The sequence below is a fragment of the Legionella pneumophila subsp. pneumophila str. Philadelphia 1 genome, assembly GCF_000008485.1.
Taxonomy (GTDB): Bacteria; Pseudomonadota; Gammaproteobacteria; order Legionellales; family Legionellaceae; genus Legionella; species Legionella pneumophila.
The window spans coordinates 1,302,925-1,328,308 of record NC_002942.5 but is presented as its reverse complement, the minus strand read 5'-3'; the positions used below and the strand labels follow the sequence as shown (position 1 = coordinate 1,328,308).

The following is a 25,384-nucleotide window of genomic DNA, read 5'->3' as shown; positions in this document are numbered from 1 at the left end:
ATATGTTAACAATTAAAAACTGGCAATTACTTTCTGAAAACGATAAAAAGCTATGCCTTTCAAGACCGCGACAGAGTTCTGCAATAAAAGAAAATGTGCTGGAAATTATAAATCAAGTTCAATTATCAGGAGATAAAGCACTTTATGATTTAACTAAACAGTTTGATAGAGTCAATTTACAATATTTACAGGTTCCTCAGGAAAAAATTGAACAGGCAAACATACCGAAAAATGCCCTCAATGCTATAACACAAGCCATTGGAACAATCTCGTCATATCACCAGTCTTTGTTACCTGAAAATACCGAGATTTCTACTGCATCAGGAATTACAATCCGCAATGTCTACAGACCAATCCAAAAAGTTGGCTTGTATGTGCCTGGAGGAAATAAAACACCTTTAGTCTCTTCGCTTCTCATGCAAGCAATACCGGCAAAGGTAGCGGGCTGCCCAATAAAAGTGCTTTGTACTCCCCCTGATGCAGAAGGGGAAATTAACGAACATATACTCGTAGCCGCAAGATTATGTGGTATCGACACAATTTACGCTATAGGCGGAGCTCAAGCCATAGCGGCTATGGCTTATGGCACTGAAAGTGTCATCAAAGTGGATAAAATATTCGGACCGGGTAATAGCTATGTCACTCAGGCAAAAACTTTAGTTGCAATTGACGCCGACGGAGCTGCGATTGACATGCCCGCTGGGCCATCTGAAGTGATGATTCTTGCAGATACTGAGGCAAACCCTGAATTTATTGCTGCAGATTTATTAGCCCAGGCTGAACATGGCCCGGATTCACAGGTTATTTTAATTTGTGATGAATGTGAATTGGCAAACCAGGTTAATCAACAGCTGGAAATTCAGATGAGTTATTTGTCAAGAATAGAATTTATCAAACGATCTCTCGCGAATAGCAGGATAATTATCTGTTCTAATCAATCGGAACAGCTGGATATTATCAACTCCTACGCTCCGGAACACCTGATCATTAACAGAAAAAACCCCGAACCATGGGTTGAGAAAATCGTGGCTGCCGGAACAGTATTTCTTGGCTCTTGGGCCGCAGAAACAATGGGGGACTATGTAACAGGAAGCAATCACGTCTTACCTACCAGTGGTTTTGCCAGAAACCATAGCGGGCTTTCTACTCTTGATTTTATGACACGATTTACCGTGCAAGCCATAAATCAAGAGGCTATCCGTAATTTAGGTCCAGCGGCAATGACTTTAGCGGAATTAGAGGGTTTGGATGCTCATGCCAATGCCGTTCAAATAAGACTCAATACTCTGGGGGATTAAATGTCCATACTCAATCTTGTTCGTGCAGATCTATTAAATAGTAAAAATTATGTCCCCGGTGGTGAGAGTGCTCGCTATCGATCACATGCCAATGAACTGCCTTGGTCACCAGTTACTATGGGGGAGCACAATTTAAATTATTACCCAAACATTGGCTTACAAATAGAGCTGCAAAAGCAATTGGCAAAACGTTATCAAATCTATTCCGATCAAATCATACTGACCAGAGGAAGTGATGATGGCATTGATTTGACAACCAGACTTTTTCTAACCGCCGGAAAAGACGCTTTCATGCAATTTCCCCCTACTTTTCCTATGTACGCTTTTTATGTTCGGCTACAACAAGCAGAATTGATCGAATGTCCTTTGGATAGAAGGACTAATTTTCGCCTCACCCTGGATCAAATTGAAAATAGCTGGAAACCAAACTGCAAAATTATCATGTTTTGTAGTCCCAATAACCCGACTGGTAATTTGGTGGATTTAAATTTAATTGCCAAGACATGTGAACTGTATGCGAATCAATCTATTATAGTTGTGGACGAGGCGTATATAGAGTTTGCAAATGCACCAAGCGCTACGTCCTTAATTGGAGAGTTTGAAAATCTGATTGTCTTAAGAACCCTGTCGAAAGCCTTTGGGCTGGCTGGATTACGTTTAGGCTGCATTATAGCCCAGAGTCCTATTATTCAAGCTTTTAATAAAATCATTGCCCCCTATTCCATTGCCACTCCTAGTATGGAGCTGGCTAAAAGAGCTTTGAATAATAGCGATTGGTTCACAAAAACTATTGAGCAAATCAAATCATCTCGTGCCTGGGTTATAAAAAAATTTGCCGATAATCCAATCATTGAAAAAATTTATCCTACTGAAACCAATTTCATTCTCATTCAAACACGATTTTCAAAACAATTAACCACTTGGCTTGCCCATTATGGCATCGCAGTAAGAGATTTTCCTTCGTCCTCTTTATTGCATGATCACCTTCGTATTACGGTGGGTCATGATGAGCAAAATCAATTATTGATTAATACCTTATCCTCATTTAACGCTGATGTAGCAGGATTAAATTATGAAAAAGATTTTATTTATTGACCGCGATGGCACCTTAGTTGAAGAACCCTTTGATTTTCAAGTAGATTCTCTGGATAAAATTAAATTAACTTCTGGAGTAATACCAGCCCTATTGCAATTACAAAAAGCTGGCTTTACCTTCATTATGGTATCCAATCAAAATGGCATAGGAACCGTAGCTTTTCCAGAAGAGGATTTTGCTGTTTGCCATGAATTTATCCTGGATCTCTTTTCCTCTCAAGGGATTCTTTTTGATGAGATTTTTATATGCCCTCACACCCCAGAAAACAATTGTATTTGTAGAAAACCTAAAACTGGCTTGCTCGAACCTTACTTAAAAGAAACAGTATTTGCCAAACAATATTCATGGGTAATTGGCGACCGGGATACTGATAAAGAGTTTGCTGATAATCTGGGCGTTAATTTCTTGCCCATTTCGAAAACACATACTTGGGAAATGGTGGCTTCTGCAATTATCAACGATGCTCGCAAAGCGTCTGTGCAAAGAAAAACAAAAGAGACGACAATAGATTTGTCAGTTCAACTGGATAGCGATCAAACCAGTGTTATAGACACCCCTATCCCTTTCTTCACTCACATGTTGGAACAAGTAGCAAAGCACGGGGGCTTTGATTTACGATTACAAGCTTCCGGAGATTTGGAAGTAGATGAGCACCACTTGATTGAGGATACAGCCATTGCATTGGGGGAAGCAATTAGAACAGCGCTGGGTGACAAATGGGGAATTAATCGTTACGGTTATACCCTTCCTATGGATGAATCATTAGCTACCATTGCAATCGATATTAGCGGCAGAAGTTTTTGTGACTTCAAAGGTCAGTTTACTCGTGAATTTATTGGCGGTATGGCAACAGAAATGATCCCTCACTTTTTCCAATCGCTATCGAGCGCGTTGGGGGCAACTATCCATATCGAGGTAACAGGCACCAATCATCACCACATGATCGAAGCATGCTTCAAAGTTTTAGGTAGAGCCTTGCGACAGGCATGCTCAAGAACGAATAATTATCTACCTTCAACCAAGGGTGTATTATGATTGCTGTGATTGATGTCAGTGGGAATAATTTAACTTCTCTGACAAATGCCTTGATTCGATTGGGAGGGCATTTTGCACTGACCCATGATGCTGAAGAAATACAAAAAGCAAGCCATGTCATTTTGCCAGGGGTTGGAACAGCACGTTCTGGTATGACAGCTTTGCAGCAAAATGGGCTAATAGACGTTTTAAGAACCTTAACCCAACCACTTCTTGGCATCTGTCTTGGAATGCAATTATTGCTTGAATACAGCGAAGAAGACGACATACCCTGCCTGGGTTTGATTCCTGGAGTTGCAGAGTTATTAAAAGCTGAAAGAAATCATCCTGTTCCTCATATGGGATGGAACAATCTTCATTGGCAAAAAACATCATCATTACAACAAGGATTAAATAATAGTGATTATGTTTATTTTGTTCATAGCTATGCTCTAAAAGCAGATAATTATGCATTAGCTCGATGTCAGTATCATGAAGAGTTCACTGCAGTTGTAAAAAAAGGTAATTTTTATGGTATGCAATTTCATCCAGAAAAATCAGCCAATGTTGGCATGGTATTACTAAATAACTTTTTATCTTTGGAGTCTACATGTTAGTTATTCCAGCTATTGATTTGCAATCTGGACGATGTGTGCGCTTAAAACAAGGACGGTTTGATCAAGTAACGCAATTTAGCGTTTTTCCCATAGAAAGGGCTTTGCATTTTGCCAAACTAGGCGCCAAACGCCTTCACGTAGTCGATTTGGATGGTGCTCGCAGCGGAAAAATGCAACAGTTGGAGCTCATTTGTTCCATGCAAAAGACAGGAATACCAATTCAAGCCGGAGGTGGAATCAGGAGTATAGAACAAGCTTTGGAATGCAGCAACGCAGGAATTTCACAATTGGTCATTGGCAGCCTGGCTATTACAAATCCTGATTTGACAATACAAATCATTGAAAAGATTAAACCTGAAAATATTGTTCTTGCTCTGGACGTTCGTGTTGATACAAAAGTCCCCCTTCTTGCGATTAATGGCTGGCAAAATAATAGTACAAGCAGCCTTTGGGAAGTAGTGTCCTATTACGAAAACTATGGGATAAAGAACATACTTTGTACTGACATCGCATGCGATGGCATGATGAATGGTCCTAATTTCGATTTGTATCAACAAGCAGTTGAATATTTTCCTCAGATTGCCTGGCAAGCCTCAGGGGGAGTACGCCATATGCAGGATATTACAACGCTGAATTCATTAGGAATATCCGCCGTAATCCTTGGGCTAATGCTTTATCAAGATCATATGAATTTAGAGGAATTATTATGTTAACGAAGCGAATCATTCCCTGTCTTGACGTTCGTGATAATCAGGTTGTCAAGGGAGTAAAATTTCGCAACCATAGAATAATTGGAGAGATACTCCCTTTGGCTGCTCACTACTCAGCATCAGGGGCTGATGAATTAGTATTTTATGATATTACTGCAAGTAGCGATGACCGATCTGTTTGTCCTGATTGGGTCAATAAAGTAGCGGCTACTATCAATATTCCATTTACAGTGGCTGGAGGCATCCGAACCTTGCATCAAGCAAGATTAATATTAAATGCCGGAGCAGATAAAATCTCAATCAACAGCCCTGCGTTGGAAAACCCTTCATTAATTAATGAATTGAGCAAAGAGTTTGGAAAACAATGTATGGTAATAGGAGTTGATAGTCAGTGGATAGTTGATGATTATTATGTCTATCAGTATACAGGCAATGAAAATAAAAGTATCAATTCAAAACGCAAAACTCGAGAATGGATATATGAAATTCAAGACCGCGGTGCTGGTGAGATAGTCCTTAATTGCATGCAATCTGATGGCGTTCGAATGGGATATGATATTGCACAGCTATCAGAAATGATTAACCTCTGCCACGTTCCCCTCATCGCATCGGGCGGTGCTGGAAAAATTGATGATTTTGTTGAGGTATTTAAAAAGTCTCATGTCAGTGGGGCTTTGGCAGCAAGCGTTTTTCATGACAAAATACTGGCAATCAATGACATAAAACTAGCATTACAAACAGAAAATATTGAGGTAAGACTATGAGTGACTTGGACATTAACTCTCTTGATTGGCAAAAAATGAATGGACTATTGCCGGCAATAATCCAAAACGCAGAAAATGGTAAAGTATTGATGTTAGGTTATATGAATCAGGAAGCATTAATTGCCACACTAACTACAGGACAACTGACCTTATACAGCAGAAGTCGGAAAAGACTGTGGCGTAAGGGAGAGTCTTCCGGCAATAGTATGGCTCTACAACATATTAGTGCCGATTGCGACAATGACAGTCTTTTGATCCAGGTTATTCCTAAAGGGCCCGCTTGTCATTTAGGTTATTCAACCTGTTATCAGCCACATAATAATTATACTCTTGGGTTTCTTGATGGTTTGATTGAATTAATTAATGAACGTGCTGAGGAAAAAAATCCAAACAGTTATACTGCTCAACTCTTGGATTCTGGTGTGAACCGATGTGCTCAAAAATTAGGAGAAGAGTCGGTAGAAACAGTGATCGCTGCTGTGAGTAACAATAAAGAAGAACTTATCAACGAAGCGTCTGATTTAATTTATCATTTATTAGTGCTTCTCAAAGCTTGTGAGTTAAGTTTTTATGATGTTTTATTGTGTTTACAGGCAAGAGACAGAAGTGTACATACTTAATTGCTTATTCCATAGAAGATCTCTATAACCAGAATCCTCAGTAATTATCAATCAAGACTAGTTAATTTTTTAAACTACTATTAAGAAATTAACTTTTCTTGAAATACTCTTTAATGTAATCAGGCAAATTCATTTCCAACACTGCCTCATCCTTTTTAGTTGCATAGTAAGAAGGCAACTCACTCACCATAGCAGGCTGGGAATACAGCTTGCACTCAGGGAAGTATTCAAAAAGCAACTGTATTTTTCCCGCAACATCATTGCCAGCAATGGTTGAAATAAATTCAAATGCCAGATCAATGCCACTGGAAATTCCACCAGTAGTCCAAACTTTACCTGACTTAACGATACGCTTTTCAACCAATTGGACATCCTCAAAAGACTTTAATTCAGGCATAGCGCGCCAATAAGTTGTTGCTTCATGATGAGTCAATAGGCCTGCCGCATGCAATAAAAATGCTCCAGTACAAACAGAAAGCAAATAGTCAGTGTTTTGAGCCTGCTTTTTCAAAAAAGAAATCAAACGTGGATTATTTACTTGCTCTCTTCTACCAGCCCCACCTGGAACCAGTAAATAATCAAATTGTGGAGAATTGTTAAATTCGCAATGAGGTTTCAGGCTAATTTGATTTGCGCAACAAACTTCATTGCTGCTTTCTGCCACCAGAAACATATCAATAGAGGCATCAAGAATAGTTTTCCAGGTTGCAAACACTTCCCACGGCCCAATAACATCCATAGGCTGGACGTTTTCATAAATCAAAACTCCCAATTTTTTATTCGCCGCATCTTCCCTTTTCAGCGCGTTTTTCATGCAATGCCACCTTAATCTGAAAAATCCCATTTTTTATATTAGTTTTTTTGATAATTGACCTGCATCGCATATATACCTCAGCTTATCTATAGCTCGCAGATTATCAGGTACTTTTATCAGAGTAAATCGAGAAAAATCTCTAATAATTAAAAGACCTCTTCATTTTTACAATTCGTTGATAAGCTTCATTAATCCTTTGTTCAGAAATCTCTCCCGATCGAACTTTTTGCTCGATCATGTCAATGATTTCTGTCGAGTCTTGAAATTTTTCTACCAATTGATTACCAAATATTAGCATATCTGCTCCTGCATTAATTGAAAGAGTAACAGCAGTTTCTAATCCATAATAATTCGTTATTGCTTTCATTTGCATATCATCGGTGATAACAACCCCGTCAAATTTTAAATCACGACGCAATAATCCGTTAATGATCTGGTAAGAAAGGCTGGCAGGTAGCCCTGTCATATCCAGTTTTCTATTCACAATATGAGCTATCATCACCATATCGCAATGATTGGGTTGAGATAATAATTGTAAAAAAGGGATTAATTCTTGCTCGCTCCAGGTGTCACTTATATCTACAAAACCCAAATGTGAATCAGATAATGAACTGCCATGTCCAGGAAAATGTTTATATGAACAATGTATTTGATGTTTTATAAATTGCTCTGTATAAAGTTGCGCGTATTGAGTGACAATTTCCGGTATCGAAGAGAAACTCCTGTCTTTTTTGCCTATGATAGGATTATCTGGATTTATATTCACATCTAATTCAGGGAAAAAATTCAAATTAAATCCTGTTGATTTTAAAGTATTTGCCATCAATTCTGCTGATGCATCAGCTCTTTCCAGAGACATGGAGCCAATATCTTTTGCTGAAGGCATTTCAGGGAATCCATAACGGGGATGCAATCGATTAACGTTTCCCCCCTCGTAATCAACAGAAATAAGTAATGGTAAATTATCTCTATGATATTTACGATTGGCTTTTTGCGTAAGTGTTTGTAACTGATTATTTAACCGGTTAACTTGTTCCGGACTTTCTATATTTTTATCAAAAGTTTGTGACTGCTGATTAAAATCAAAAAGAATAACACCACCAATGTTGTTTTTCTCAATTGCCTGGGCAATAGGTGATTTCTCGTCAACCACTTTGCCCTGGAATCCTAATATTAACATTTGCCCAATTTTATCTCTCAAACTCACTTGTGTGGCACAAGCTACCGTAGTCACCAAAACAAGAAAAAAAGATAAAATAATTGACTTGATTTTCAATGCTAAACTCATTAGAAAATGCTTAATTTTCTCTATTGCGATATGCGCCAATTATACATATTAAGACCAAACCAATCAAATGTTATACAAAAAAATTAACCTAATACCATCCTTGATTTAAAAATCAAGGTTCCCTTTATACCAATGCCAATAAAATAGCTGTTAAATAATTTCCCTCTGGAAAAGCTGCCAAGGTAGGATGGCAGCTTGCTGGTCCGTATACGCCTAAAATACGCGCCTGCTTTCCCATCGCAACAGCCTGAGCGCTTACCAGGGAACAAAAATCCTGGGATGACAGCGCTGAAGAACAGTTGCAAGTCATCAATAAAGATCCTGGTTTCATATATTTAAATGCTTCTCTATGTAAAAATCGGTAATAATTTTTAGCTTGCTGTAAATGTTTTTGTGAAGGAACCAGTTTTGGCGGGTCAAGAATGACCACATCATATTCGCCAGCCATTTTCAGATATTCTCTGGCATCTGCCTTAATAAATTCAATGGTATTTAAGTGATTTAAAACAGCATTATTTTTAGCCTGCTCTATTGCCTGCACCGAGCTATCTACAGCCGTAACATGAAGAGCTCCCGCTTTAGCTGCGTGCAAAGCAAACCCTCCCGTAAAAGTATAAAGATCCAGGACTCTTTTTCCCCTGGATAGTTTTGCTATCCTTTTGTGATTTTCTCTTTGGTCAAGAAACAATCCAGTTTTTTGGGTTTGCGCAAATTCAACATGATACAGAACACCTTCTTCCAAAACCTGAGTGCTACCCTGACTTTTCTCTGTATGAATTTCTTTCCAGCCATCTTGAGATAATGGCTTGTTTTGAGGAAGCCAAATGATATGATTATGCGGGAGTAACTCTTGTAATACATGAACAATAATCGATTTATTCAATTCTACCCAATAGGCAGAACTTGCTATAACACAATAGTCATTAAAGCAATCAATCGTTAAACCAGAGAGTCCATCCGCTTCACTGTTGAACAATCGATAAGCATTAGTCTGTTCATTTGGTAAATCAAGACATCGTCTCACCAGACTGGCTTGCTTGATTCTATGAGTAATTAAAGACTTGTAATCGAAACTATTTATCTGTTCATTGGAGAGAGCAAGAACCCTTACTCTATATAAAGAGTGCTCATTATAGGCTCCGAATCCTAAACTCTCACCTTCAGAGCCAATTATCTCAACCAATTCACCTGTAATTAGCTTGCCAGAATATTGAGCTATGGCTTTGGGGAAAATCCAGGGATGACCTCTTAATACAGTGTTTTGCTTTCCACTAACTAAAATAACTTTCGCTTTCATTCTCTATTTCCCAAAACCTAAAAGTCAGTTAATCTACACTATCAAGAATTATACTTGCAATGGAAAGAAGGACAAATATGCGGCAATTTACAAAATACCTAACCATTTTTCTATTTTCATCTTCAGTGAGCGTTGCTTATGCCGGTCCCTGGTTCACTGGACCTTTATTGGCACCCGCAGGCCATACCGTCCCCAAGGGCCATACCAACCTCGAAGTTTATGGCATTGATGTCTTTACTGATGGGCAATACAATGCATCTGGACAAAGAATATCCACACCCAAGTTTAAAACCTTTGCCGCCAACCCAATACTCACTCATGGCTTTACTGACTGGCTGGATGTGCAGTTGACCGTGCCTTATTTATTCAACTCGACACGCGGAGTCCATGAGAACCATTTGGCTGATGTTTCAACTGCATTGGGAATACAAATCCTAGAGCAAAAAGGTTCCCCTAAAAGAATCGATTTTCGTGTCCTTTTACAGGAAACAATACCCACTGGACGTTATGACCAATTGAATCCGGCTTTACTTGGTACGGATGCCACTGGTCTTGGAAGCTACCAAACGTTAGTGGGCTTAGACTTTCAATATTTATTACAAGTTTTTAAAACCCATTATCTAAGAACACGATTTATTGCATCACGCCTTTTTTCCAGTAATGTTCATATTGATGGACTAAGTAGTTATGGTGGTTCAATAAATACTCATGGGACGGTTAAACCCGGCATTGAAAATAACTTAGACTTGGCCTTCGAATTTACTCTTACTCAACACTGGGTTGCCGTAATGGAAGGTTATATTGCAACTGGTAAAGCCACTCGATTTAACGGTATTTTAAACTTTAACAACATTGGCAGCCCGCCGGTCAATGTCAGTGATTTGGATGCTGCCCCCGTAGTTATTGGCAACGCCTCATTTAGAGAAGAAGCACTAGCTCCGGCAATAGAATACAACTTCAATGAAAACATTGGAGTAATTGGTGGAGTTTGGTTTCCCGTGAGTGGAATCAATACTTCTCATTATATGACCTATGTACTGGCAATTAATGCCTTTTGGTGATAGCACATGCGTTATTCCTCCTATGAAATGAAAAAAAACAGGTTCACTTATGGCCTTGCCCTTGGAGCTCTTGGGGTTGTATTTGGTGATATAGGTACTAGCCCACTGTATGCTTTAAAAGTTACCTTATCAGGCATTCCTATCAATCAATTCAATATATTAGGCGTATTATCGCTCATTTTTTGGTCATTAATCATCATTGTTTCTTTTAAGTACTTGATGATTATTTTTAGGGCTGACAATGATGGGGAAGGAGGAATTTTGGCACTTCTTGCTTTAATGAAGCATAAGAGTACCAAATATCAACCTCTATTTTACATAGTCGCCATATTTGGAGCCGGTTTGTTATTAGGTGATGGTATGCTTACCCCGGCCATTTCCGTTGTCAGTGCGGTAGAAGGTCTTGGAACTCTTTCGGATAAGCTCTACCCTTACGTTCTCCCCATTGCTTCTGTGATCCTCGTTTTGCTTTTCTCTTTGCAAGCCAAAGGCACAGCAAGGATAGGCTATCTTTTTGGGCCACTTATACTTATTTGGTTTATAACCATAGCCATATTAGGAATATTGCAAATTGTAGAGCATCCAGTAGTTTTGCAAGCGATCAACCCCTACCATGCCATTGCATTTTTGGTTGACGAAGGCCTGAGAGGATATTTTTTACTGGGGGGTATTTTCCTTGTAGTAACAGGAGGTGAAGCCTTATTTGCAGACATAGGTCATTTTGGTAAAAATCCAATCCGATTCAGCTGGTTTTTTATAGCGCTTCCTTGCCTGCTATTAAATTATTTTGGCCAAGGCGCTAACCTGATAGTACGCCCCGAAGAAATAAGCAACCCATTTTTCATGATTGCGCCACCATGGTTTTATCTGCCTTTAATTATTATTGCAACTGTTGCTACAGTGATCGCATCTCAAGCAGTAATTTCAGCAACTTTTTCACTAACCAAACAAGCCGTGTTGTTAGGTTTATGCCCCAAAATTCCAATTGTCCAGACCTCCATGCTACATTCAGGACAAATCTATGTTCCACAAATCAATTTTATTCTATTTATTGGTACCATGGCATTTTGCCTGGCTTTCAAAACCTCGGATAACCTGGCTCATGCTTATGGAATTGCTGTAAACCTTGAAATGCTTTTAGTTGATGCCATGGTTGCTTATGCTGCTGTTTCAATATGGAGATGGTCAACATTCAATGTGATATTTCTCTTTGGTCTATTCCTTTTGATTGATTTAGCCTTTTTAGGAGCTAATACTCATAAATTCATTACAGGTGGCTGGGTTCCAATTGTTTTAGCTTTCTTTATAGCCTTCATTATGTACAGTTGGCGCTATGGGTTAGAGTATTTAAGAGATAATTTTTATATGAACAAAGAAGATATCTCTAAAATTTTAAAACAACTACAATATAAAAGTTTAAATCAACTGCCCGGTGTTTCGGCGATTTTTATTACTGATGTTTATGACAAAAGTGGTGGTAGCTTTCTCCATTTTCTTAAACTAAACCGCTCAGTACCGGAAAATGTCTTAATTGTAAATTATATTGTTGATAACATTCCTTATGTTCATTATAGCCAGCGCTATGAAATTGTTTGCCTTGATGAAAAAGTATGTAAACTAGTAATACATTATGGCTTTATGGAAACAATTAATATCCCAAGAAGTCTGGAAAAAGCTTGCAATAAAAATATACTTCCTTTTAAGTTCAATGTTGACACAGCAACATTTATGGTTGAAATACCCAATATTATGGCTTCGAAAGAAAAAAGATCACTAAGTTTTTATTGGCAAGAAAAACTGTTTGCTTTCTTGATGCGCAATTACTCAGCGAATTTAAATATTGAATTCTATAAATTACCTTACAATAGAACTATAGCAATAGGTACCTATTGTATTTTATGAGTTTTGGTCAGGGTCTGTTGGCAGTTTGCTCTCTTGCGTCGAAATGGCAACAGCCCCTAATCATCGCAGTAAAATGCTATCCGTGATAACATCGCAAATTTATTTTAAGGACTGATTATGTGGTTCAATAATGCACTGATGTTTCAATACAAACTAGACGGTGGATGTGATTTAAACCATTCTTTGACTGAAGAAGCGCTTAAGCCCTGCCCCCCCCATGCTCGCTTTACTTATGGCTGGGTTCCTGCGTTTGAGCAGGAAATGGTGCATGAAGTAGCTGGTAGCACGCTTATTTGCCTGGGTAAAGAAGAGCGAATTCTCCCTAGAGGAGTCATTAATAAAATGCTCAAAGAAAAAATTCAGCAAATAGAAGCAGCCCAGGGTCGACCGGTAAAACGCGCAGAAAAGGCTCAAATGGCTGAGGATCTTGAATTTGAACTATTGCCTAAATCCTTCTGTGTTCAAAAAAAACTTTTAGCGATTCTTGATAGTGTCAGTCAGAGATTAATTATTAATACTTCAAGCAACAATCAGGCGTCTCAGTTGACTTCTTTTTTGCGTAAATCAATCCCTGGTATTGTGATAGAACCATTAAACCTTACCGAAAATCTTGCCTTGCGATTCGCAGAATGGATCCATTCTCCAGCAACTCTACCTGATGACTTTCAATTAGCCTCCGATTGTTTACTCTTTTCTCTTGAAGATGAAAAAAAACGAGTCCATTGTAAAGGCTACGAATTACCTGCCGAAGAAATCCTGACTCTATTGGCTCAAGGTATGGGGACTGCAGAAATCTCATTAATTTGGAAAGAGCGGATTCAGTTCACCTTGACGCAGGATTTTACTTTTAAAAAACTGAAAAGCCTTGATTATCTGATCGACGATTTTAATGAGATCAGACAATTGGAAGAAGAGTATCAAAGACAAGATGCCGCGTTGACCTTATTAAGTGGGGAGTTAAGAGAACTTAGTAACGGATTAATGAAGATATTTGTTAATCATGCAGAAATGAAATCGGCTCAAATTGAAAAAGTTGCAGAAGATTGCACAATATAAAGTCGTATCATTTTAACCCGTAACCTATCGAGGGAGCTCCTTTGCTAACAGAGCTCCCTCTCATCTTGATTCAAGAGAAAACGAGTGGATTGCACATCACTTGCTTAACCCAGCTGACAGAATAAACTCTATAAATTTTTGTACTCATCAAGAATTAATTCTGATCATATTAGAAGTATGATAAGTAGCCTTGTAAACAGCCATAGCATCCTCCGCTGCCTTGTTAAGCCCTAATGCTTTATTGGCTTCGTACATTACCACTAAAGCCTTTTGAGCGCTGGGAGCTTGAGGATAGTTTTTCACTAGATAACTGGCCCGTTCAATGGCAGCCACATACATTTTACGTTTGAAGTAGTAAAGAGAGACATTGAGTTCGTGCTGAGCAAACATATTTCGTAGATAAATCATACGTTGCAAAGCATTGGCTTTATATTTGCTGTCAGGAAATTTCTGAATTAAAGTAGCAAAGTCAACCAGTGCTTGAGTTTGTGTTCCAGGGTCCCTCCAGGATTCATCCATAGGAAGCATTTTGGCAAATACGCCTCGTGTTTGCTGGAAGTTAGCCAAACCTCTCATATAATAGGCATAATCAACGTTTTTTGCGCGTGGGTACAGATGAATAAAGCGCTCCGCCGTTGCTGCAGCAGAAGGATAATCTTCGTCTTTATAATAGGCATAAATAAGCTGCATTTGAGAGCTTTCAGTATAGTCACTAAAAGGATACATAGACTCCATGGCTTCCAACTGTTTGGCAGCAGTAGCATATTCCTCTTTTTTTAAAGAGGTTTGTGCCGCAGTGTAGAGCTGTTTAGCTGTCATGCCTTTATATGGGTTATTATCCTCATCATCTTTTCCCCATTTAGTACACGATGAGATTCCAACAACTAACCCAATAAGAAATAACACATGAATTCGTTTCATAAAGCACACCTATCAATTATATCTGCTGTATTTATAAGTACAGCAACTGGAAAATTTGGGACATTATACCTAGGACCAGTTAATTTGCGAACAACCTATTATTCTTTTATTTATCTATAAAAAAACATTTGCAAAATGATAGGCGTTCATATAGTATTCTCGACCGGAGAGATGGCAGAGCGGTCGATTGCGGCGGTCTTGAAAACCGTTGAAGGGCAACCTTCCCAGGGTTCGAATCCCTGTCTCTCCGCCAGACAACATTACCATGGTATATTTCCCCGAGACAACCAATTTCACTTTAGCGTTATTCTATTCTTCAAGTACAAAAAGTAAGTGAATGACATCCAACCCATTAATACAAAAGACTAAAGTCATTGTATCTATTAACTTGATACTGCCAGATCAAGAGTTGTTTTGATATGGAGCACGGTGCTTTCTCCACGGGTTACTTTTTTTGCAAAAACAGATGAGCGATTTTCACTAAGCAATTGTTGGGTAGATTGTCCATCATTAACTCGTGTGGCAAGCCAATTATCGATAGCTTTTCTATATTCTGCAACATCCTCAGGCAAATCAGCCAATTCGTTTGAAAGTACTTTAAACCGCTGTTGCTTCGCTTGGCGATCTCCGAAACCCACTATAAGGCCAGCATGATGAATCTCTTGATCAGCCAATTTTCTTATCTGTTGGCAAGCAAAATATTCTTTAAATTTCATTAGAGTTTCATGTTGATATTTATTGGAAAAATCAATTACCCATTTAGCATAATAAATCAAACTCTGCATGTGGCCATGTGGATTTCTTTTGCCTAGATTTCTTTCCATATGGTTTAATACAGCGAGTAAATCGCTATTACTCTGGCAATTGCGGATATCTTGCTCGTAATTACCTACTCCAAGATGCGTTCGGGAAAAAAAGGCATGCCAGGGATTTTGATAGGCTCGCAACAGATTTAAAATAAGTCGTTTGATATTAAAGAATTCATTCGACTCAGCAATGGATTCTTGCAGCAACATGTCAAACTCGAGTAAAGCACGACGATTAGTAATCAGATTACGATATTGAAATGTTTCTGTCTTTATCGGTTTTTCTTTAAAATAAAGTGGTTGTCTTTGACCAATTTTGGGAATAACTACCTTGCCCAGAATCAGATCGGCAATTTGCCGATTACTAAGCTGTTGATTATCTTTGAAAACCATATTGCTTATCAAAAGTTGAATATGATCGTAAACCTTTTGCTCATGCTTTGGTAAATGATCAGCTCTCCATTGAGCATCTTCCCTAAATGCAGCAACCATTCTCTGATAACTGTAATAGGTATCTTTCAGACGTAAATTTCCTAATTTGAAAGTAGCAGTATGGTTATAAAGAGTTTTAAGATGTTGATTTTCAATTAAAAAATCATCAAGAGATAAACTCTCATTCTTCTCTTTCATTTTTTGATATTGTGCAGCTAATATTTTAAAATGCATCAGAATTGCATCCGCAGAAGATTGATGAGTAGACTCCATGTCTTCACGCCGCTCATCTGGACCACCGGGTTGAATAGAGGTAACGATATTGAATTTTTCAAAAATGGGCTGTGATAACATGTCATCCATTAACGCGGTATCCCCAGCAAAATAAATATCTCCATCTAATTGATTTGCATGCAGCACATAGCCATTAAATGCTGAGCAATGAGCATCGGTCAGCGATCGACCCGACCAATGCCTGGCAGGCACTGCAGTTATCCTTAATAATTCATTCCCTTGGAAATCTGTAATCTTTGCTTGTTCCCACCATTTCAACCCTACAACATCGGTAAATCCCATGCCTAAAAAGAATGATTCGTCACCTTCCGGAACTACCATCTTGGGTTGCTGTTTTAATAGGCGCTTCAATGTGGACTGACTTACATGATCATGGTGATTGTGAGAAATCACTACTATATCAATTTTGGGTAATTTTTTACTGCCAGTTCCATCAATTAAACTCCCTTCTTTTGTCATACGCGGGTATAGAAATGGAGCCAAATCACCTTCAACAGGATCAGTGACTACATGCAATGGCGAATCATGGGCCGGTATGGTCATTAGATTTGATGCATGGCCAATCCAGTAATGAGTGGCTGATTGTTGTGGGCTTACCCCTGGTTCAATCGCGGGATCATTGGCATAGACCTCACTATCCAAATAGTCATGTTCTTTATAACGTGCGGTTTCAAAAATATGAATACCCATTTTAGCCAATAACCAATTGCATAAGGCTTTTAATCTTTCCCATTGAGTAGAGAAGAAAATTCGCTGGGCTTCTGAGCCATGTTGATGCGCTTTATCATCGTCTGGCGAGGTATAATGCCCAGTGCACGTATCATATTGAATCTCAGGAAGAAGATGTCGTTTCAGATCATCCCTGAATTGATTCTCGATATGAAAATGTTCCAGTCTCTTAATAATCAAGTTTTTGCGTTTCAGGTACTGACTATTCTCTAAATTAAAATTCAAGCCTTCAATTACCCGATTCGGTTGTAAATGAAGGAAATTTTGTAAGCTAATAAACAAACTAGAATATAAACTATTAGTCTTATCTACTTTGTCGCTTGAAACTTCATCGATAATTTTCTTTAAATAATTACTCAGGGCAGTAGCATGTGTTGATTCAGATTTGAAAAACCAGTTCCTTGTAACTCGCTCATTGTCAAAAGAAAAGCAGGATATTGGCGAGTTATAGTGTGCAATAAGTATATTAAGATTATTAATAGCGTGTTGAATTTGAGCATCAGTTAACATATTTTTTTACCGTATTATCCAATCAGCTGATTCGTTTGCTATATTTTGCCAAGAGTTATAAATGTCTGCTTCATTGAATTCTCAATATTTTTTATGATTTCATGACATATCTTTGTTTGATTACGCTTTCCACTTCCTCTATACCAAAATCCAGGTTTTCCTGCTTGGCAGCCCATATCGAAAATCTATTTTTTGCTACTGAAGTATCTCGAGCACTTTTATCCTGTAGCCATAAAGCATGGGCCACTCTCTCCGGAGTCAGCGGTTTTTTCTTATTGACTTTGATGCCTGATAAAAACTCCGGCTTATCAGGAGTTAGAAAATCAGAAAGGTTGATTTGCTCATGTAAATTTTTTTCTAAACGAACCAAATGCTCCCTATGAGCACTCCTTAAGCATTTTACCTCATGAGAATAATGCGATGTTTCGTTAGCGTACTCTTTCTCATTGACATAAATATCGATTGACCCTACCAGTCCTGTTGTAATCAAGGCTGCTCCAACAGCAATGAGAGCTACTCCGATGGGGGCAAGAACGCCAGTCAAAAATAATGCCGCACTGACTCCTACGATTAGACCCATAAAAATACTAAATCCAAATGAATCTTTATTTCTACTGAAAAAACCCTCATTTTTGGGAGGAGATAACCGGCTTAGCTCAACTTGTAAATGATGATTTGCTTTATCTTTATCTACAAAATATTGTTTTACCAGAGGATTGGTTTGATAATAGTTTCTAATCTTCTGTTCAACACTTGCGACTTCAAATTGACTTAAGAGCAAAATATTTCGATTATCATGATGTGTTCCATCAAATTTTATATCATGGAAATCGGATTTTATTTTTTGAGCCATTGCCTTAAAAATATGGGATAACTCCGGGTTCTTTCTCTGTGCATCCTCAATCATTTTAATCTGTGCATAACGCTCAGAAATATTATTTAATATTCTGCCTATTTCAGTAGTTTTTTTATTTACAGAAGGCATCTTACTTAACGATAAGGAAATCTTGTTGGATAACTCACTTAGATGCTGCTCATAAATTCCATCTTTGAAAAACTCAATATCTGCAGCCATATCAGCTTTTATTGAATTGATATAGTGTCTTAATTTTTCATCATCCAATTGTTCTGCCAATTCGATGAGAATATTGAATTGTGCAGATTTTCGGTCACGATCGTCTATATTTCGATTCCCTTTGATCCGTGAAGCCAATTGTCGAATATAATCCGCATTGAGTGTTCCATCTTCCTTAAAAATGCCTTTTATTAAACTGGCGACTTTATCATTATTAATGACTCTCTTTAATTCTCTTTCAATAGCATCAGGAGTGTCCATATCGACTGTTGATTGAGCTTCAGACCTTACATAATTTGGAGAAGCAAGAACTGATACTTTCCTGCCCTTGTAATTCCCAACGGTATTTTGGATAACTGAAATAATCCAGCCTTTATGATTTCCTTCACTATCACCATTTGGAGCGGCAACCAGGGAAAATCCTGAGGGTTGTCCAGCAGAATTTTTATAAGAAAAACAAATTCTCGTTGTATTTCTTGTTACTTCCATGAATGCTTTAGGGTCTTCTTCTGACAAAGGTAACGAAAAATGTTTGGTTTGAAGAATTTCTCCTATTACCGCACCGGTATTGTCTCCCTGAGAAAAGGATGGATAAACACCTTCTGATAGCGCCAAATCACCTTGTGGATTGACAGTTAACCAATCAGATTTTAATTGCGCAACAGTAAGTCCATCAAAATCCACGTAACAGGTTCTTTCAAGATCTTTATCGATTTGCTCAATAGTTTTAGCAACAATATTTTTTTGTGTTTTGGTTTGTTTCAATACTTCTTCAGGAATTAACTCAACATCTTTGGATAAAAATACACTTTCAGGCAATGAAAATATTTTAGGTACTTGCTGATAAGTTAAATTGAATTTTTTAATACCGGACATAATGACTGGCTCCAATATTTTCTCAATGCACATATTGTAACATTTTATTCATCAAGAAAACATTAGAATCAATGTGATTATATTAACACCATCATTGTCTCTTTCGAATCAAATCAAAAACGGTATGATTAATCAGATAACAGCGAGGAGCAAAATAAAAAATATTCCCGTGCCATACTTCTTTTTACACGGGATATCATTTAATTTAGAAATCAGTACTGTACTTTTTATATACTTCATCCGCTGCTTTCAATGATTCCAAAAGTTGTTTCATTTTATCTAGAGGCCAACTATTGGGACCATCACTTAGTGCCTTATCCGGATCAGGGTGAGTTTCCATAAATAACCCTGATATTCCAACAGCTACAGCTGCTCTTGCAAGAGCCGGAATAAATTCTCTCTGCCCCCCGGATACACCATTATTGCCCCCGGGCAATTGAACCGAATGTGTTGCATCATAAACCACTGGACAGCCGGTTTCACGCATGATAACGAGGGAACGCATATCAGAAACCAAATTATTGTAGCCGAAGCTCACTCCTCGCTCACAAGCCATAATTTGCTCATTACCTTGCGCCTTTGCCTTCGCAATAACATGTTTCATTTCCCAGGGAGCAAGAAACTGTCCTTTTTTAATATTAACCGGCTTATTCATGGCAGCAACTTTTTGGATAAAATTGGTTTGTCTGCATAGGAAGGCTGGCGTTTGTAATACATCTACCACACTGGAGACTTCAAATAAGGGCGTGTCTTCATGAACATCAGTCAAAACAGGAACACCTATTTGTGATTTAACCTTTTCCAGAATCGATAACCCTTTTTCAAAGCCAGGCCCCCTGTAACTGGAAATAGATGAACGGTTTGCTTTATCAAAAGAAGACTTATAGATGAAAGGGATATTCAACTGACTGCACATTTCCTTTAAATATCCTGCGGTCTCTAAAGCCAATTCTTCACTTTCAATAACACAAGGGCCGGCAATCAAAAACAATGGCTTATCCAAGCCTGCTTCAAAACCACATAATCTCATTTTTTGTCCTTCTCTTGATGGTGAATACGAGCTGCAAGTACAAACTCCTTAAATAGAGGATGACTATCTCTTGGATTTGATGTGAATTCAGGATGAAACTGACAAGCTAAAAACCAGGGGTGGTCCGCTAATTCTATCATCTCAACCAGTGAATTATCTGCTGATCGCCCTGAAATAATTAAGCCATGTTTTACCAAACTATCCACATACTTGTTATTGACTTCATATCGATGGCGATGGCGCTCTATAATTTGTGGTTTGCCATAAACTTTTCTTGCCAGAGTGCCTTCAGCAAGATGACAGTATTGTCCGCCCAAACGCATGGTTCCACCCAAGTCAGTATTTTCGTCCCTGATCTGCTTGCTGCCATCGGCATCCATCCATTCACTAATTAAACCAAGCACTGGATACAATGTTTCTTTATTGAACTCGGTCGAATTAGCTCCTGTCAAACCGACTACATTTCTCGCAAATTCAATAACAGCTGTTTGCATACCCAAACATATCCCTAAAAAAGGAACTTTATGCTCCCGAGCATATTGGATAGCCTTAATTTTGCCTTCGACTCCTCTCTCACCAAAACCACCAGGTACCAAAATAGCATCAATGGATTCAAGCAATAAAGCGCCATGCTTTTCTATCATCTCAGCATCAAAATAGATAATTTCTACTTTTGTTTCAGTATGAATTCCAGCATGCAATAAAGCTTCATTAATCGACTTGTAGGCATCATTCAGCTCCGTATATTTACCTACCATAGCGATTTTCACTGTCATCGTTTGAACTGCTTGCATATCAACTACTCGTTGCCACTCGCTCAAATCAGCCTGCTTAGCTTCCAGGCTTAGTTTCTTAACAACAATTTCGTCTAAATGCTGCGCATGTAGAATCATAGGTATTTGATAAATACTATTCGCATCCTCAAGAGAAATCACAGCTTCTTTTTCAACATTAGTGAATAGTGCGATTTTAGCCCTGTCTGCCATGGATAATGGTTTTTCTGAACGGCAAATCAATACATCTGGCTGGATACCAATAGAACGCAATTCCTTTACCGAGTGTTGAGTTGGTTTGGTTTTGGTTTCCCCAGAAGTAGCAATATAAGGAACCAAAGTAAGATGAATAAATATCGCTCGTTGTGAACCTAACTCAATACGCATCTGCCTAATTGCTTCAAGAAAGGGTAATGATTCAATATCACCAACAGTTCCTCCTATTTCAACCATAGCCACATCGAATGCATCCGCACCGAGTTTGATACAGCGTTTGATTTCATTAGTAATATGAGGAATAACCTGAACTGTCCCTCCTAAATAATCACCACGTCTTTCTTTCTTAATTACATTTTCGTAAATTTTTCCCGATGTGAAATTATTACGCTTGGTCATTGTTGTTTTAACAAAGCGCTCATAATGTCCCAAATCCAAATCGGTCTCCGCCCCGTCATTCGTTACGAAAACCTCGCCATGCTGAAAGGGACTCATAGTACCAGGATCAACGTTAATGTAGGGATCAAGCTTTATCAACGTAACGCGAAGACCACGAGCTTCAAGAATAGCTGCAAGAGATGCGGCTGCTATGCCTTTTCCTAAAGAAGACACAACCCCGCCAGTAATAAAAATATATTTTGTCATTTTTTGACCCCGCTCAAAATGCCGAATCCACCAATTTGGTGTTCAATTTAATTTGCATGTAAACGGGATTCAATTCTATCAAAATGAAGATATAAATAACAGAAATTTGAGCAAAATTAATAGAACTATTGCAATTGTTGTTTAATAGAACGCATGGAAACCGCACAATCTATCGCATCTCTCCCTTTATGGCCGTGAGTTCCTCCCACTCTTGCCAAAGCCTGCTCATCATTTTCAGTAGTTAATACACCAAAGATAACCGGAATATTATAATCTAACATAACCCTTTGGCATCCCTGGCTGACCTGATCACAAACGTAATCATAATGAGAGGTTTCACCACGGATAACTGCTCCAAGTGCCACTATGACTTCTACTTTTTGTTTTTTCGCTAGCAACTGTGCAACAAACGGAATCTCTACTGCGCCAGGAACCTCAACTAAGGTAATGTCCTCCGATTTAAAACCCAGTTCAGTCAATCTATCTAACGCCCCTTTTTTTAATGCAGAGGTTATCAGTTCATTAAAAGTACTTACAACTAGCGCTATTGGAAACGTGACACCATCACTAACAATTGTTTTTATCTCTCTCATGTTTATCCTAATCAATGGCTAATAAATGCCCCAGTTTTATTTTTTTGGTTTTTAAATAACTGTGATTTTCTCTGGAGGGCTCAATTTCCAAAGGAATGCGTTGAGTAATCTTCATTCCATAACGCTCAAGAGAAGCGATTTTTAAAGGATTATTTGTCAGCAACCTTAATGCTTCAACCCCTAAATATTTCAGTATTTGGTATGCTACGGCATAATCTCTATCGTCAGCGGGCAATCCTAATTCCAGATTAGCATCGACTGTATCAAACCCCTGCTCTTGCAAAGCATACGCCTTTAATTTGTTTGCCAAACCTATTCCGCGGCCTTCCTGACGCAAATAAATTAATATACCGCCTTCCGCTCCGATCTGGGATAAAGACAACTCCAGTTGCTTTCCACAATCACATTTTCTGGAGCCAAAAACATCACCTGTTATGCACTCAGAATGAATTCGAACCAAAGGCACTTGATTACCATACAAAGGGGGTTTAACCAAGACAAAATGTTCACAGGAATCTATCTGATTCTCAAAAACAGTCATAGTAAAAACACCGTTCTCCTCCAGAGGAATTTGTGTGGTTGCAACGGGATGAATCAGATTTTCATGCCGTACTCTGTACTGAATTAAATCTTTAATGGTGACTAAAGGGATTTGATGTTTTTTTGAAAAAAGAGCTAATTCATCACGTCTGCTCATTGTTCCATCTTCATTAATGATTTCACAAATCACTGCGGCCGGGGTCAATCCGGCAAGTTTTACCAAGTCAACACTGCCTTCTGTTTGACCTGGTCTTTCTAAAACTCCTCTCTTTCTAGCCCGTAAAGGAAAAACATGTCCAGGTGAAATGATATCAGATGGCCCGCTTTTTGGATCAATAGCCACTTGAATTGTTCGAGCTCTGTCTCTTGCTGAGATGCCTGTGGAGACACCGTTAGCTGCTTCAATCGAAACCGTAAACGCCGTTCCATACGGCGATTTGTTATGCCGAGCCATCATGGGCAGTTGGAGTTTGTCTATCAATTCTTCAGCCATAGGCAAACAAATTAAACCGCAACCAAGACGAGACATAAAATTAATGGCTTCAGGAGTAGCGTGCTCAGCAGCAATCACCAAATCACCTTCATTCTCTCTATCTTCATCATCCATTAGAATAATCATTTTACCGGCTTTAAGTGTCGCCACAGCCTCTTCTATTGTTGCTAATGAATGTTTCATGACACTTCCTCTAGGTTCAATTTCCCGATAATTTGAAGCTGATGAGCCACAATACGGGTAAGATAATCAAATTCAATATTGACTTGCTGGCCCACTCTCAATGAACCGAGATTGGTCATTGATAATGTATGTGGCACCAGCATGAGTCCGACGGTTTGTTCTGATACAGTATTAATAGTCAAGCTAACTCCATCTACTGTAATGCTACCTTTGGGTATTAAATAATGATTATGTTCTGGGATAAAACCATCCAAATCCATCGCGATAAATTCATTAACAGCACGAATGGATTTCACTTTGGCCCTGGTGTCTACATGACCCGATACATAATGACCACCAAAGCGGGTTGATGCCAGCATAGCTCTTTCAAGATTAACCATGTCGCCAGATGATAATTTTGACAATGTGGTAACATGCAGAGTTTCAGGTGAAATATCAAAACACAGTTCAGGAAAATCTGCTGGCAAAAGGGTTAAACAAACCCCATTTACAGCGATACTCTCACCAGGTTTCAAATCCTGATAGCTTGAAGATACGACTAAACGACTAGAATTTTCTCCTTGCCTATTCATTAATACTTTGCCTGTATTTTCTATCAATCCGGTAAACACTCATCCTCCTGCCAATCCAAACATGCTATCATATTGTCACCCATAGCTTGCCAACTCACCGTATGAGCTTTTTCAAAAATCCCCTGTTGTTGATAAGCTGAAATCGCTTGATGCCCTAAACTGCCGGGAACTAAATACAAATAGGTTCTATGCACCAATCCCTTACTATGTAACGCAGAAAAAATAGCTCCGCCCGCCTCAACCCATACGTCATGATATCCCAGTTGACCAAGATGAGTTATTATTGCCTCCAGGTCCATCAACCCATTTTGCAAAGGCATCGCATAATGAGTGCTATTAGGATAAGTCTTTGCCTGATTTGCTTGTGGTTGATGATAAATGTGGCAATGTTTTGCTGTCGAAAAAATGATTGTGTCATCAGACAAACTTAAATTGCGGTCAACAATGGCAACTGGCTTTGCTACCAATCCACTATCTAATCTGGCGTTCATTCTTGGATTATCCATTTGAACTGTCTTGGCACTGGTTAATATGACATCACTGGCAGCACGCATTTGATGAGTGAACTGTTCGCATAAAGCATTGGACAAAACCACTCGAGCTCCCTCAGACTTTCCAATTTTACCATCAAAAGTTTGTGCTATTTTAACAGTGACTCTTGGTTTATGGGTCATAGTCCAATAAGCATAGCTTTTATAGAACACATCAATTGCCTTTACAGGAATATGCCTGACTTGTATTCCATGTTCACGTAATTTTTCTGAGGAGTTACTTTTGGCAACAATGGGGTTTGGATCAAAATAGGAAAAAACAACCTCCTCTATACCATGATTGATAATAGCATCAACACAAGGGGGAGTTTTGCCCCAATGATTACAAGGCTCCAGCGTGACATAAAGCGTAACCCCTGGCGTTTGGGGTGGAATTTGTGATAACAATAATTGTTCTGCATGCGGTGTACCTGCACCTCTATGCCATGCCTGTGCTATAATATTACCATTTTGCACAGCAACCGCCCCAACGCTGGGATTGGGGGCACAAAAGCCTCTCCCCAGTTTGGCTTGTTCAAGTGCTGCAAGCAGAAACTGTTCGTGCATATATTAACCACCTTCTTAATGTGGTCGAATGATAACAAATTATTCAATTATTGAGTAGCCTA

Annotated in this window: 22 protein-coding genes and 1 tRNA gene; 11 read left to right on the top strand and 12 right to left on the bottom strand. The window is 38.7% G+C overall.

All coding sequences use genetic code 11. From position 1 onward, the window contains the following. Window positions 1-2: 2 nt before the first annotated feature. Genes hisD through hisIE form a run of 7 tightly spaced genes read left to right on the top strand, consistent with a single transcriptional unit; the run spans window position 3 to window position 6,119 of the window. Window positions 3-1,298 (top strand): histidinol dehydrogenase, encoded by a 1,296-nt coding sequence (gene hisD / locus LPG_RS05975; protein WP_010946932.1) that lies wholly within the window; start codon window positions 3-5, stop codon window positions 1,296-1,298. After that, window positions 1,299-2,393 (top strand): histidinol-phosphate transaminase, encoded by a 1,095-nt coding sequence (hisC, locus tag LPG_RS05970; protein WP_010946931.1) that lies wholly within the window; start codon window positions 1,299-1,301, stop codon window positions 2,391-2,393. Beyond that, window positions 2,371-3,429, top strand: a complete 1,059-nt coding sequence (hisB, locus tag LPG_RS05965) for a bifunctional histidinol-phosphatase/imidazoleglycerol-phosphate dehydratase HisB (protein WP_010946930.1) — start codon at window positions 2,371-2,373, stop codon at window positions 3,427-3,429. Before hisC ends, hisB begins: the two co-directional genes overlap by 23 nt. After that, window positions 3,426-4,025, top strand: coding sequence for an imidazole glycerol phosphate synthase subunit HisH (hisH, locus tag LPG_RS05960; protein WP_010946929.1), 600 nt, complete (start codon window positions 3,426-3,428; stop codon window positions 4,023-4,025). Before hisB ends, hisH begins: the two co-directional genes overlap by 4 nt. Then, the gene (gene hisA, locus LPG_RS05955) at window positions 4,019-4,738 is read left to right on the top strand and encodes a 1-(5-phosphoribosyl)-5-[(5-phosphoribosylamino)methylideneamino]imidazole-4-carboxamide isomerase (RefSeq protein WP_010946928.1); all 720 of its coding nucleotides are present in this window, start codon (window positions 4,019-4,021) and stop codon (window positions 4,736-4,738) included. Before hisH ends, hisA begins: the two co-directional genes overlap by 7 nt. Beyond that, a complete protein-coding gene (gene hisF, locus LPG_RS05950; protein WP_010946927.1) occupies window positions 4,732-5,499 on the top strand; it encodes an imidazole glycerol phosphate synthase subunit HisF in 768 nt (255 codons plus the stop codon). Before hisA ends, hisF begins: the two co-directional genes overlap by 7 nt. Continuing rightward, on the top strand, window positions 5,496-6,119 hold the full coding sequence (gene hisIE / locus LPG_RS05945) for a bifunctional phosphoribosyl-AMP cyclohydrolase/phosphoribosyl-ATP diphosphatase HisIE (protein ID WP_010946926.1): 624 nt from the start codon (window positions 5,496-5,498) through the stop codon (window positions 6,117-6,119). The genes hisF and hisIE overlap by 4 nt, the downstream gene beginning before the upstream one ends. 88 nt (window positions 6,120-6,207) lie before the next feature. On the opposite strand, the gene LPG_RS05940 is transcribed toward hisIE, so the two are convergent. The 3 genes from LPG_RS05940 to LPG_RS05930 all read right to left on the bottom strand — a co-directional run bounded on the left by LPG_RS05940 (window position 6,208) and on the right by LPG_RS05930 (window position 9,518). Beyond that, window positions 6,208-6,933: a DJ-1/PfpI family protein gene (locus LPG_RS05940; protein ID WP_015444585.1), complete on the bottom strand. Its 726-nt coding sequence runs from the start codon at window positions 6,931-6,933 to the stop codon at window positions 6,208-6,210. Window positions 6,934-7,072: 139 nt separating this feature from the next. Further along, a complete protein-coding gene (locus LPG_RS05935; RefSeq protein ID WP_015444586.1) occupies window positions 7,073-8,221 on the bottom strand; it encodes a glycoside hydrolase family 3 protein in 1,149 nt (382 codons plus the stop codon). 124 nt (window positions 8,222-8,345) lie between these two features. Further along, complete coding sequence (locus LPG_RS05930; RefSeq protein WP_010946923.1) at window positions 8,346-9,518, bottom strand: class I SAM-dependent rRNA methyltransferase; 1,173 nt, start codon at window positions 9,516-9,518, stop codon at window positions 8,346-8,348. 77 nt (window positions 9,519-9,595) lie between these two features. Between LPG_RS05930 and LPG_RS05925 the strand changes: the two genes are divergently transcribed. The 3 genes from LPG_RS05925 to LPG_RS05915 all read left to right on the top strand — a co-directional run bounded on the left by LPG_RS05925 (window position 9,596) and on the right by LPG_RS05915 (window position 13,537). Next, window positions 9,596-10,579 carry a hypothetical protein gene (locus LPG_RS05925; protein WP_015444587.1) on the top strand — a complete coding sequence of 328 codons (984 nt, stop codon included), beginning with the start codon at window positions 9,596-9,598 and terminating at the stop codon, window positions 10,577-10,579. 27 nt (window positions 10,580-10,606) lie between these two features. Beyond that, complete coding sequence (locus LPG_RS05920) at window positions 10,607-12,481, top strand: potassium transporter Kup (protein ID WP_050070678.1); 1,875 nt, start codon at window positions 10,607-10,609, stop codon at window positions 12,479-12,481. A gap of 117 nt (window positions 12,482-12,598) precedes the next feature. Further along, the gene (locus LPG_RS05915; protein WP_015444588.1) at window positions 12,599-13,537 is read left to right on the top strand and encodes a recombination-associated protein RdgC; all 939 of its coding nucleotides are present in this window, start codon (window positions 12,599-12,601) and stop codon (window positions 13,535-13,537) included. A gap of 147 nt (window positions 13,538-13,684) precedes the next feature. On the opposite strand, the gene LPG_RS05910 is transcribed toward LPG_RS05915, so the two are convergent. After that, window positions 13,685-14,458 carry an outer membrane protein assembly factor BamD gene (locus LPG_RS05910; protein ID WP_011946295.1) on the bottom strand — a complete coding sequence of 258 codons (774 nt, stop codon included), beginning with the start codon at window positions 14,456-14,458 and terminating at the stop codon, window positions 13,685-13,687. A 165-nt stretch (window positions 14,459-14,623) separates the two neighbouring features. Between LPG_RS05910 and LPG_RS05905 the strand changes: the two genes are divergently transcribed. Next, a tRNA-Ser gene (locus LPG_RS05905) sits at window positions 14,624-14,711 on the top strand. A gap of 130 nt (window positions 14,712-14,841) precedes the next feature. Here LPG_RS05905 and LPG_RS05900 read toward each other — a convergent pair. The 8 genes from LPG_RS05900 to ribD form a co-directional block, all read right to left on the bottom strand. After that, window positions 14,842-17,229 carry an MBL fold metallo-hydrolase gene (locus LPG_RS05900; protein ID WP_010946918.1) on the bottom strand — a complete coding sequence of 796 codons (2,388 nt, stop codon included), beginning with the start codon at window positions 17,227-17,229 and terminating at the stop codon, window positions 14,842-14,844. A gap of 91 nt (window positions 17,230-17,320) precedes the next feature. Further along, complete coding sequence (gene ravS / locus LPG_RS05895; RefSeq protein WP_010946917.1) at window positions 17,321-19,213, bottom strand: Dot/Icm T4SS effector RavS; 1,893 nt, start codon at window positions 19,211-19,213, stop codon at window positions 17,321-17,323. Between the two features lie 172 nt (window positions 19,214-19,385). Further along, window positions 19,386-20,210 (bottom strand): 3-deoxy-8-phosphooctulonate synthase, encoded by an 825-nt coding sequence (gene kdsA, locus LPG_RS05890; protein ID WP_010946916.1) that lies wholly within the window; start codon window positions 20,208-20,210, stop codon window positions 19,386-19,388. After that, a complete protein-coding gene (locus LPG_RS05885; protein ID WP_010946915.1) occupies window positions 20,207-21,844 on the bottom strand; it encodes a CTP synthase in 1,638 nt (545 codons plus the stop codon). The genes kdsA and LPG_RS05885 overlap by 4 nt, the downstream gene beginning before the upstream one ends. 125 nt (window positions 21,845-21,969) lie before the next feature. Continuing rightward, complete coding sequence (gene ribH, locus LPG_RS05880) at window positions 21,970-22,437, bottom strand: 6,7-dimethyl-8-ribityllumazine synthase (RefSeq protein WP_010946914.1); 468 nt, start codon at window positions 22,435-22,437, stop codon at window positions 21,970-21,972. 7 nt (window positions 22,438-22,444) lie between these two features. Further along, a complete protein-coding gene (locus LPG_RS05875; protein WP_010946913.1) occupies window positions 22,445-23,653 on the bottom strand; it encodes a bifunctional 3,4-dihydroxy-2-butanone-4-phosphate synthase/GTP cyclohydrolase II in 1,209 nt (402 codons plus the stop codon). After that, window positions 23,650-24,264 carry a riboflavin synthase gene (locus LPG_RS05870; RefSeq protein ID WP_010946912.1) on the bottom strand — a complete coding sequence of 205 codons (615 nt, stop codon included), beginning with the start codon at window positions 24,262-24,264 and terminating at the stop codon, window positions 23,650-23,652. Before LPG_RS05870 ends, LPG_RS05875 begins: the two co-directional genes overlap by 4 nt. Beyond that, window positions 24,249-25,322, bottom strand: coding sequence for a bifunctional diaminohydroxyphosphoribosylaminopyrimidine deaminase/5-amino-6-(5-phosphoribosylamino)uracil reductase RibD (gene ribD / locus LPG_RS05865; RefSeq protein ID WP_010946911.1), 1,074 nt, complete (start codon window positions 25,320-25,322; stop codon window positions 24,249-24,251). Before ribD ends, LPG_RS05870 begins: the two co-directional genes overlap by 16 nt. Window positions 25,323-25,384: the final 62 nt, after the last annotated feature.

Bases quoted from the DNA above. Each gene is read 5' to 3' on its own strand.
- LPG_RS05915 (WP_015444588.1), top strand. From the start codon at position 12,599: ATGTGGTTCAATAATGCACTGATGTTTCAATACAAACTAGACGGTGGA.
- LPG_RS05875 (WP_010946913.1), bottom strand. From the start codon at position 23,653: ATGAAACATTCATTAGCAACAATAGAAGAGGCTGTGGCGACACTTAAA.
- hisIE (WP_010946926.1), top strand. From the start codon at position 5,496: ATGAGTGACTTGGACATTAACTCTCTTGATTGGCAAAAAATGAATGGA.
- ravS (WP_010946917.1), bottom strand. From the start codon at position 19,213: ATGTGCATTGAGAAAATATTGGAGCCAGTCATTATGTCCGGTATTAAA.
- LPG_RS05885 (WP_010946915.1), bottom strand. From the start codon at position 21,844: ATGACAAAATATATTTTTATTACTGGCGGGGTTGTGTCTTCTTTAGGA.
- hisD (WP_010946932.1), top strand. From the start codon at position 3: ATGTTAACAATTAAAAACTGGCAATTACTTTCTGAAAACGATAAAAAG.
- LPG_RS05930 (WP_010946923.1), bottom strand. From the start codon at position 9,518: ATGAAAGCGAAAGTTATTTTAGTTAGTGGAAAGCAAAACACTGTATTA.
- kdsA (WP_010946916.1), bottom strand. From the start codon at position 20,210: ATGAGATTATGTGGTTTTGAAGCAGGCTTGGATAAGCCATTGTTTTTG.
- hisF (WP_010946927.1), top strand. From the start codon at position 4,732: ATGTTAACGAAGCGAATCATTCCCTGTCTTGACGTTCGTGATAATCAG.
- LPG_RS05925 (WP_015444587.1), top strand. From the start codon at position 9,596: ATGCGGCAATTTACAAAATACCTAACCATTTTTCTATTTTCATCTTCA.
- hisH (WP_010946929.1), top strand. From the start codon at position 3,426: ATGATTGCTGTGATTGATGTCAGTGGGAATAATTTAACTTCTCTGACA.
- hisC (WP_010946931.1), top strand. From the start codon at position 1,299: ATGTCCATACTCAATCTTGTTCGTGCAGATCTATTAAATAGTAAAAAT.
- LPG_RS05900 (WP_010946918.1), bottom strand. From the start codon at position 17,229: ATGTTAACTGATGCTCAAATTCAACACGCTATTAATAATCTTAATATA.
- hisB (WP_010946930.1), top strand. From the start codon at position 2,371: ATGAAAAAGATTTTATTTATTGACCGCGATGGCACCTTAGTTGAAGAA.
- LPG_RS05910 (WP_011946295.1), bottom strand. From the start codon at position 14,458: ATGAAACGAATTCATGTGTTATTTCTTATTGGGTTAGTTGTTGGAATC.
- LPG_RS05935 (WP_015444586.1), bottom strand. From the start codon at position 8,221: ATGAGTTTAGCATTGAAAATCAAGTCAATTATTTTATCTTTTTTTCTT.
- ribD (WP_010946911.1), bottom strand. From the start codon at position 25,322: ATGCACGAACAGTTTCTGCTTGCAGCACTTGAACAAGCCAAACTGGGG.
- LPG_RS05940 (WP_015444585.1), bottom strand. From the start codon at position 6,933: ATGAAAAACGCGCTGAAAAGGGAAGATGCGGCGAATAAAAAATTGGGA.
- ribH (WP_010946914.1), bottom strand. From the start codon at position 22,437: ATGAGAGAGATAAAAACAATTGTTAGTGATGGTGTCACGTTTCCAATA.
- hisA (WP_010946928.1), top strand. From the start codon at position 4,019: ATGTTAGTTATTCCAGCTATTGATTTGCAATCTGGACGATGTGTGCGC.
- LPG_RS05920 (WP_050070678.1), top strand. From the start codon at position 10,607: ATGAAAAAAAACAGGTTCACTTATGGCCTTGCCCTTGGAGCTCTTGGG.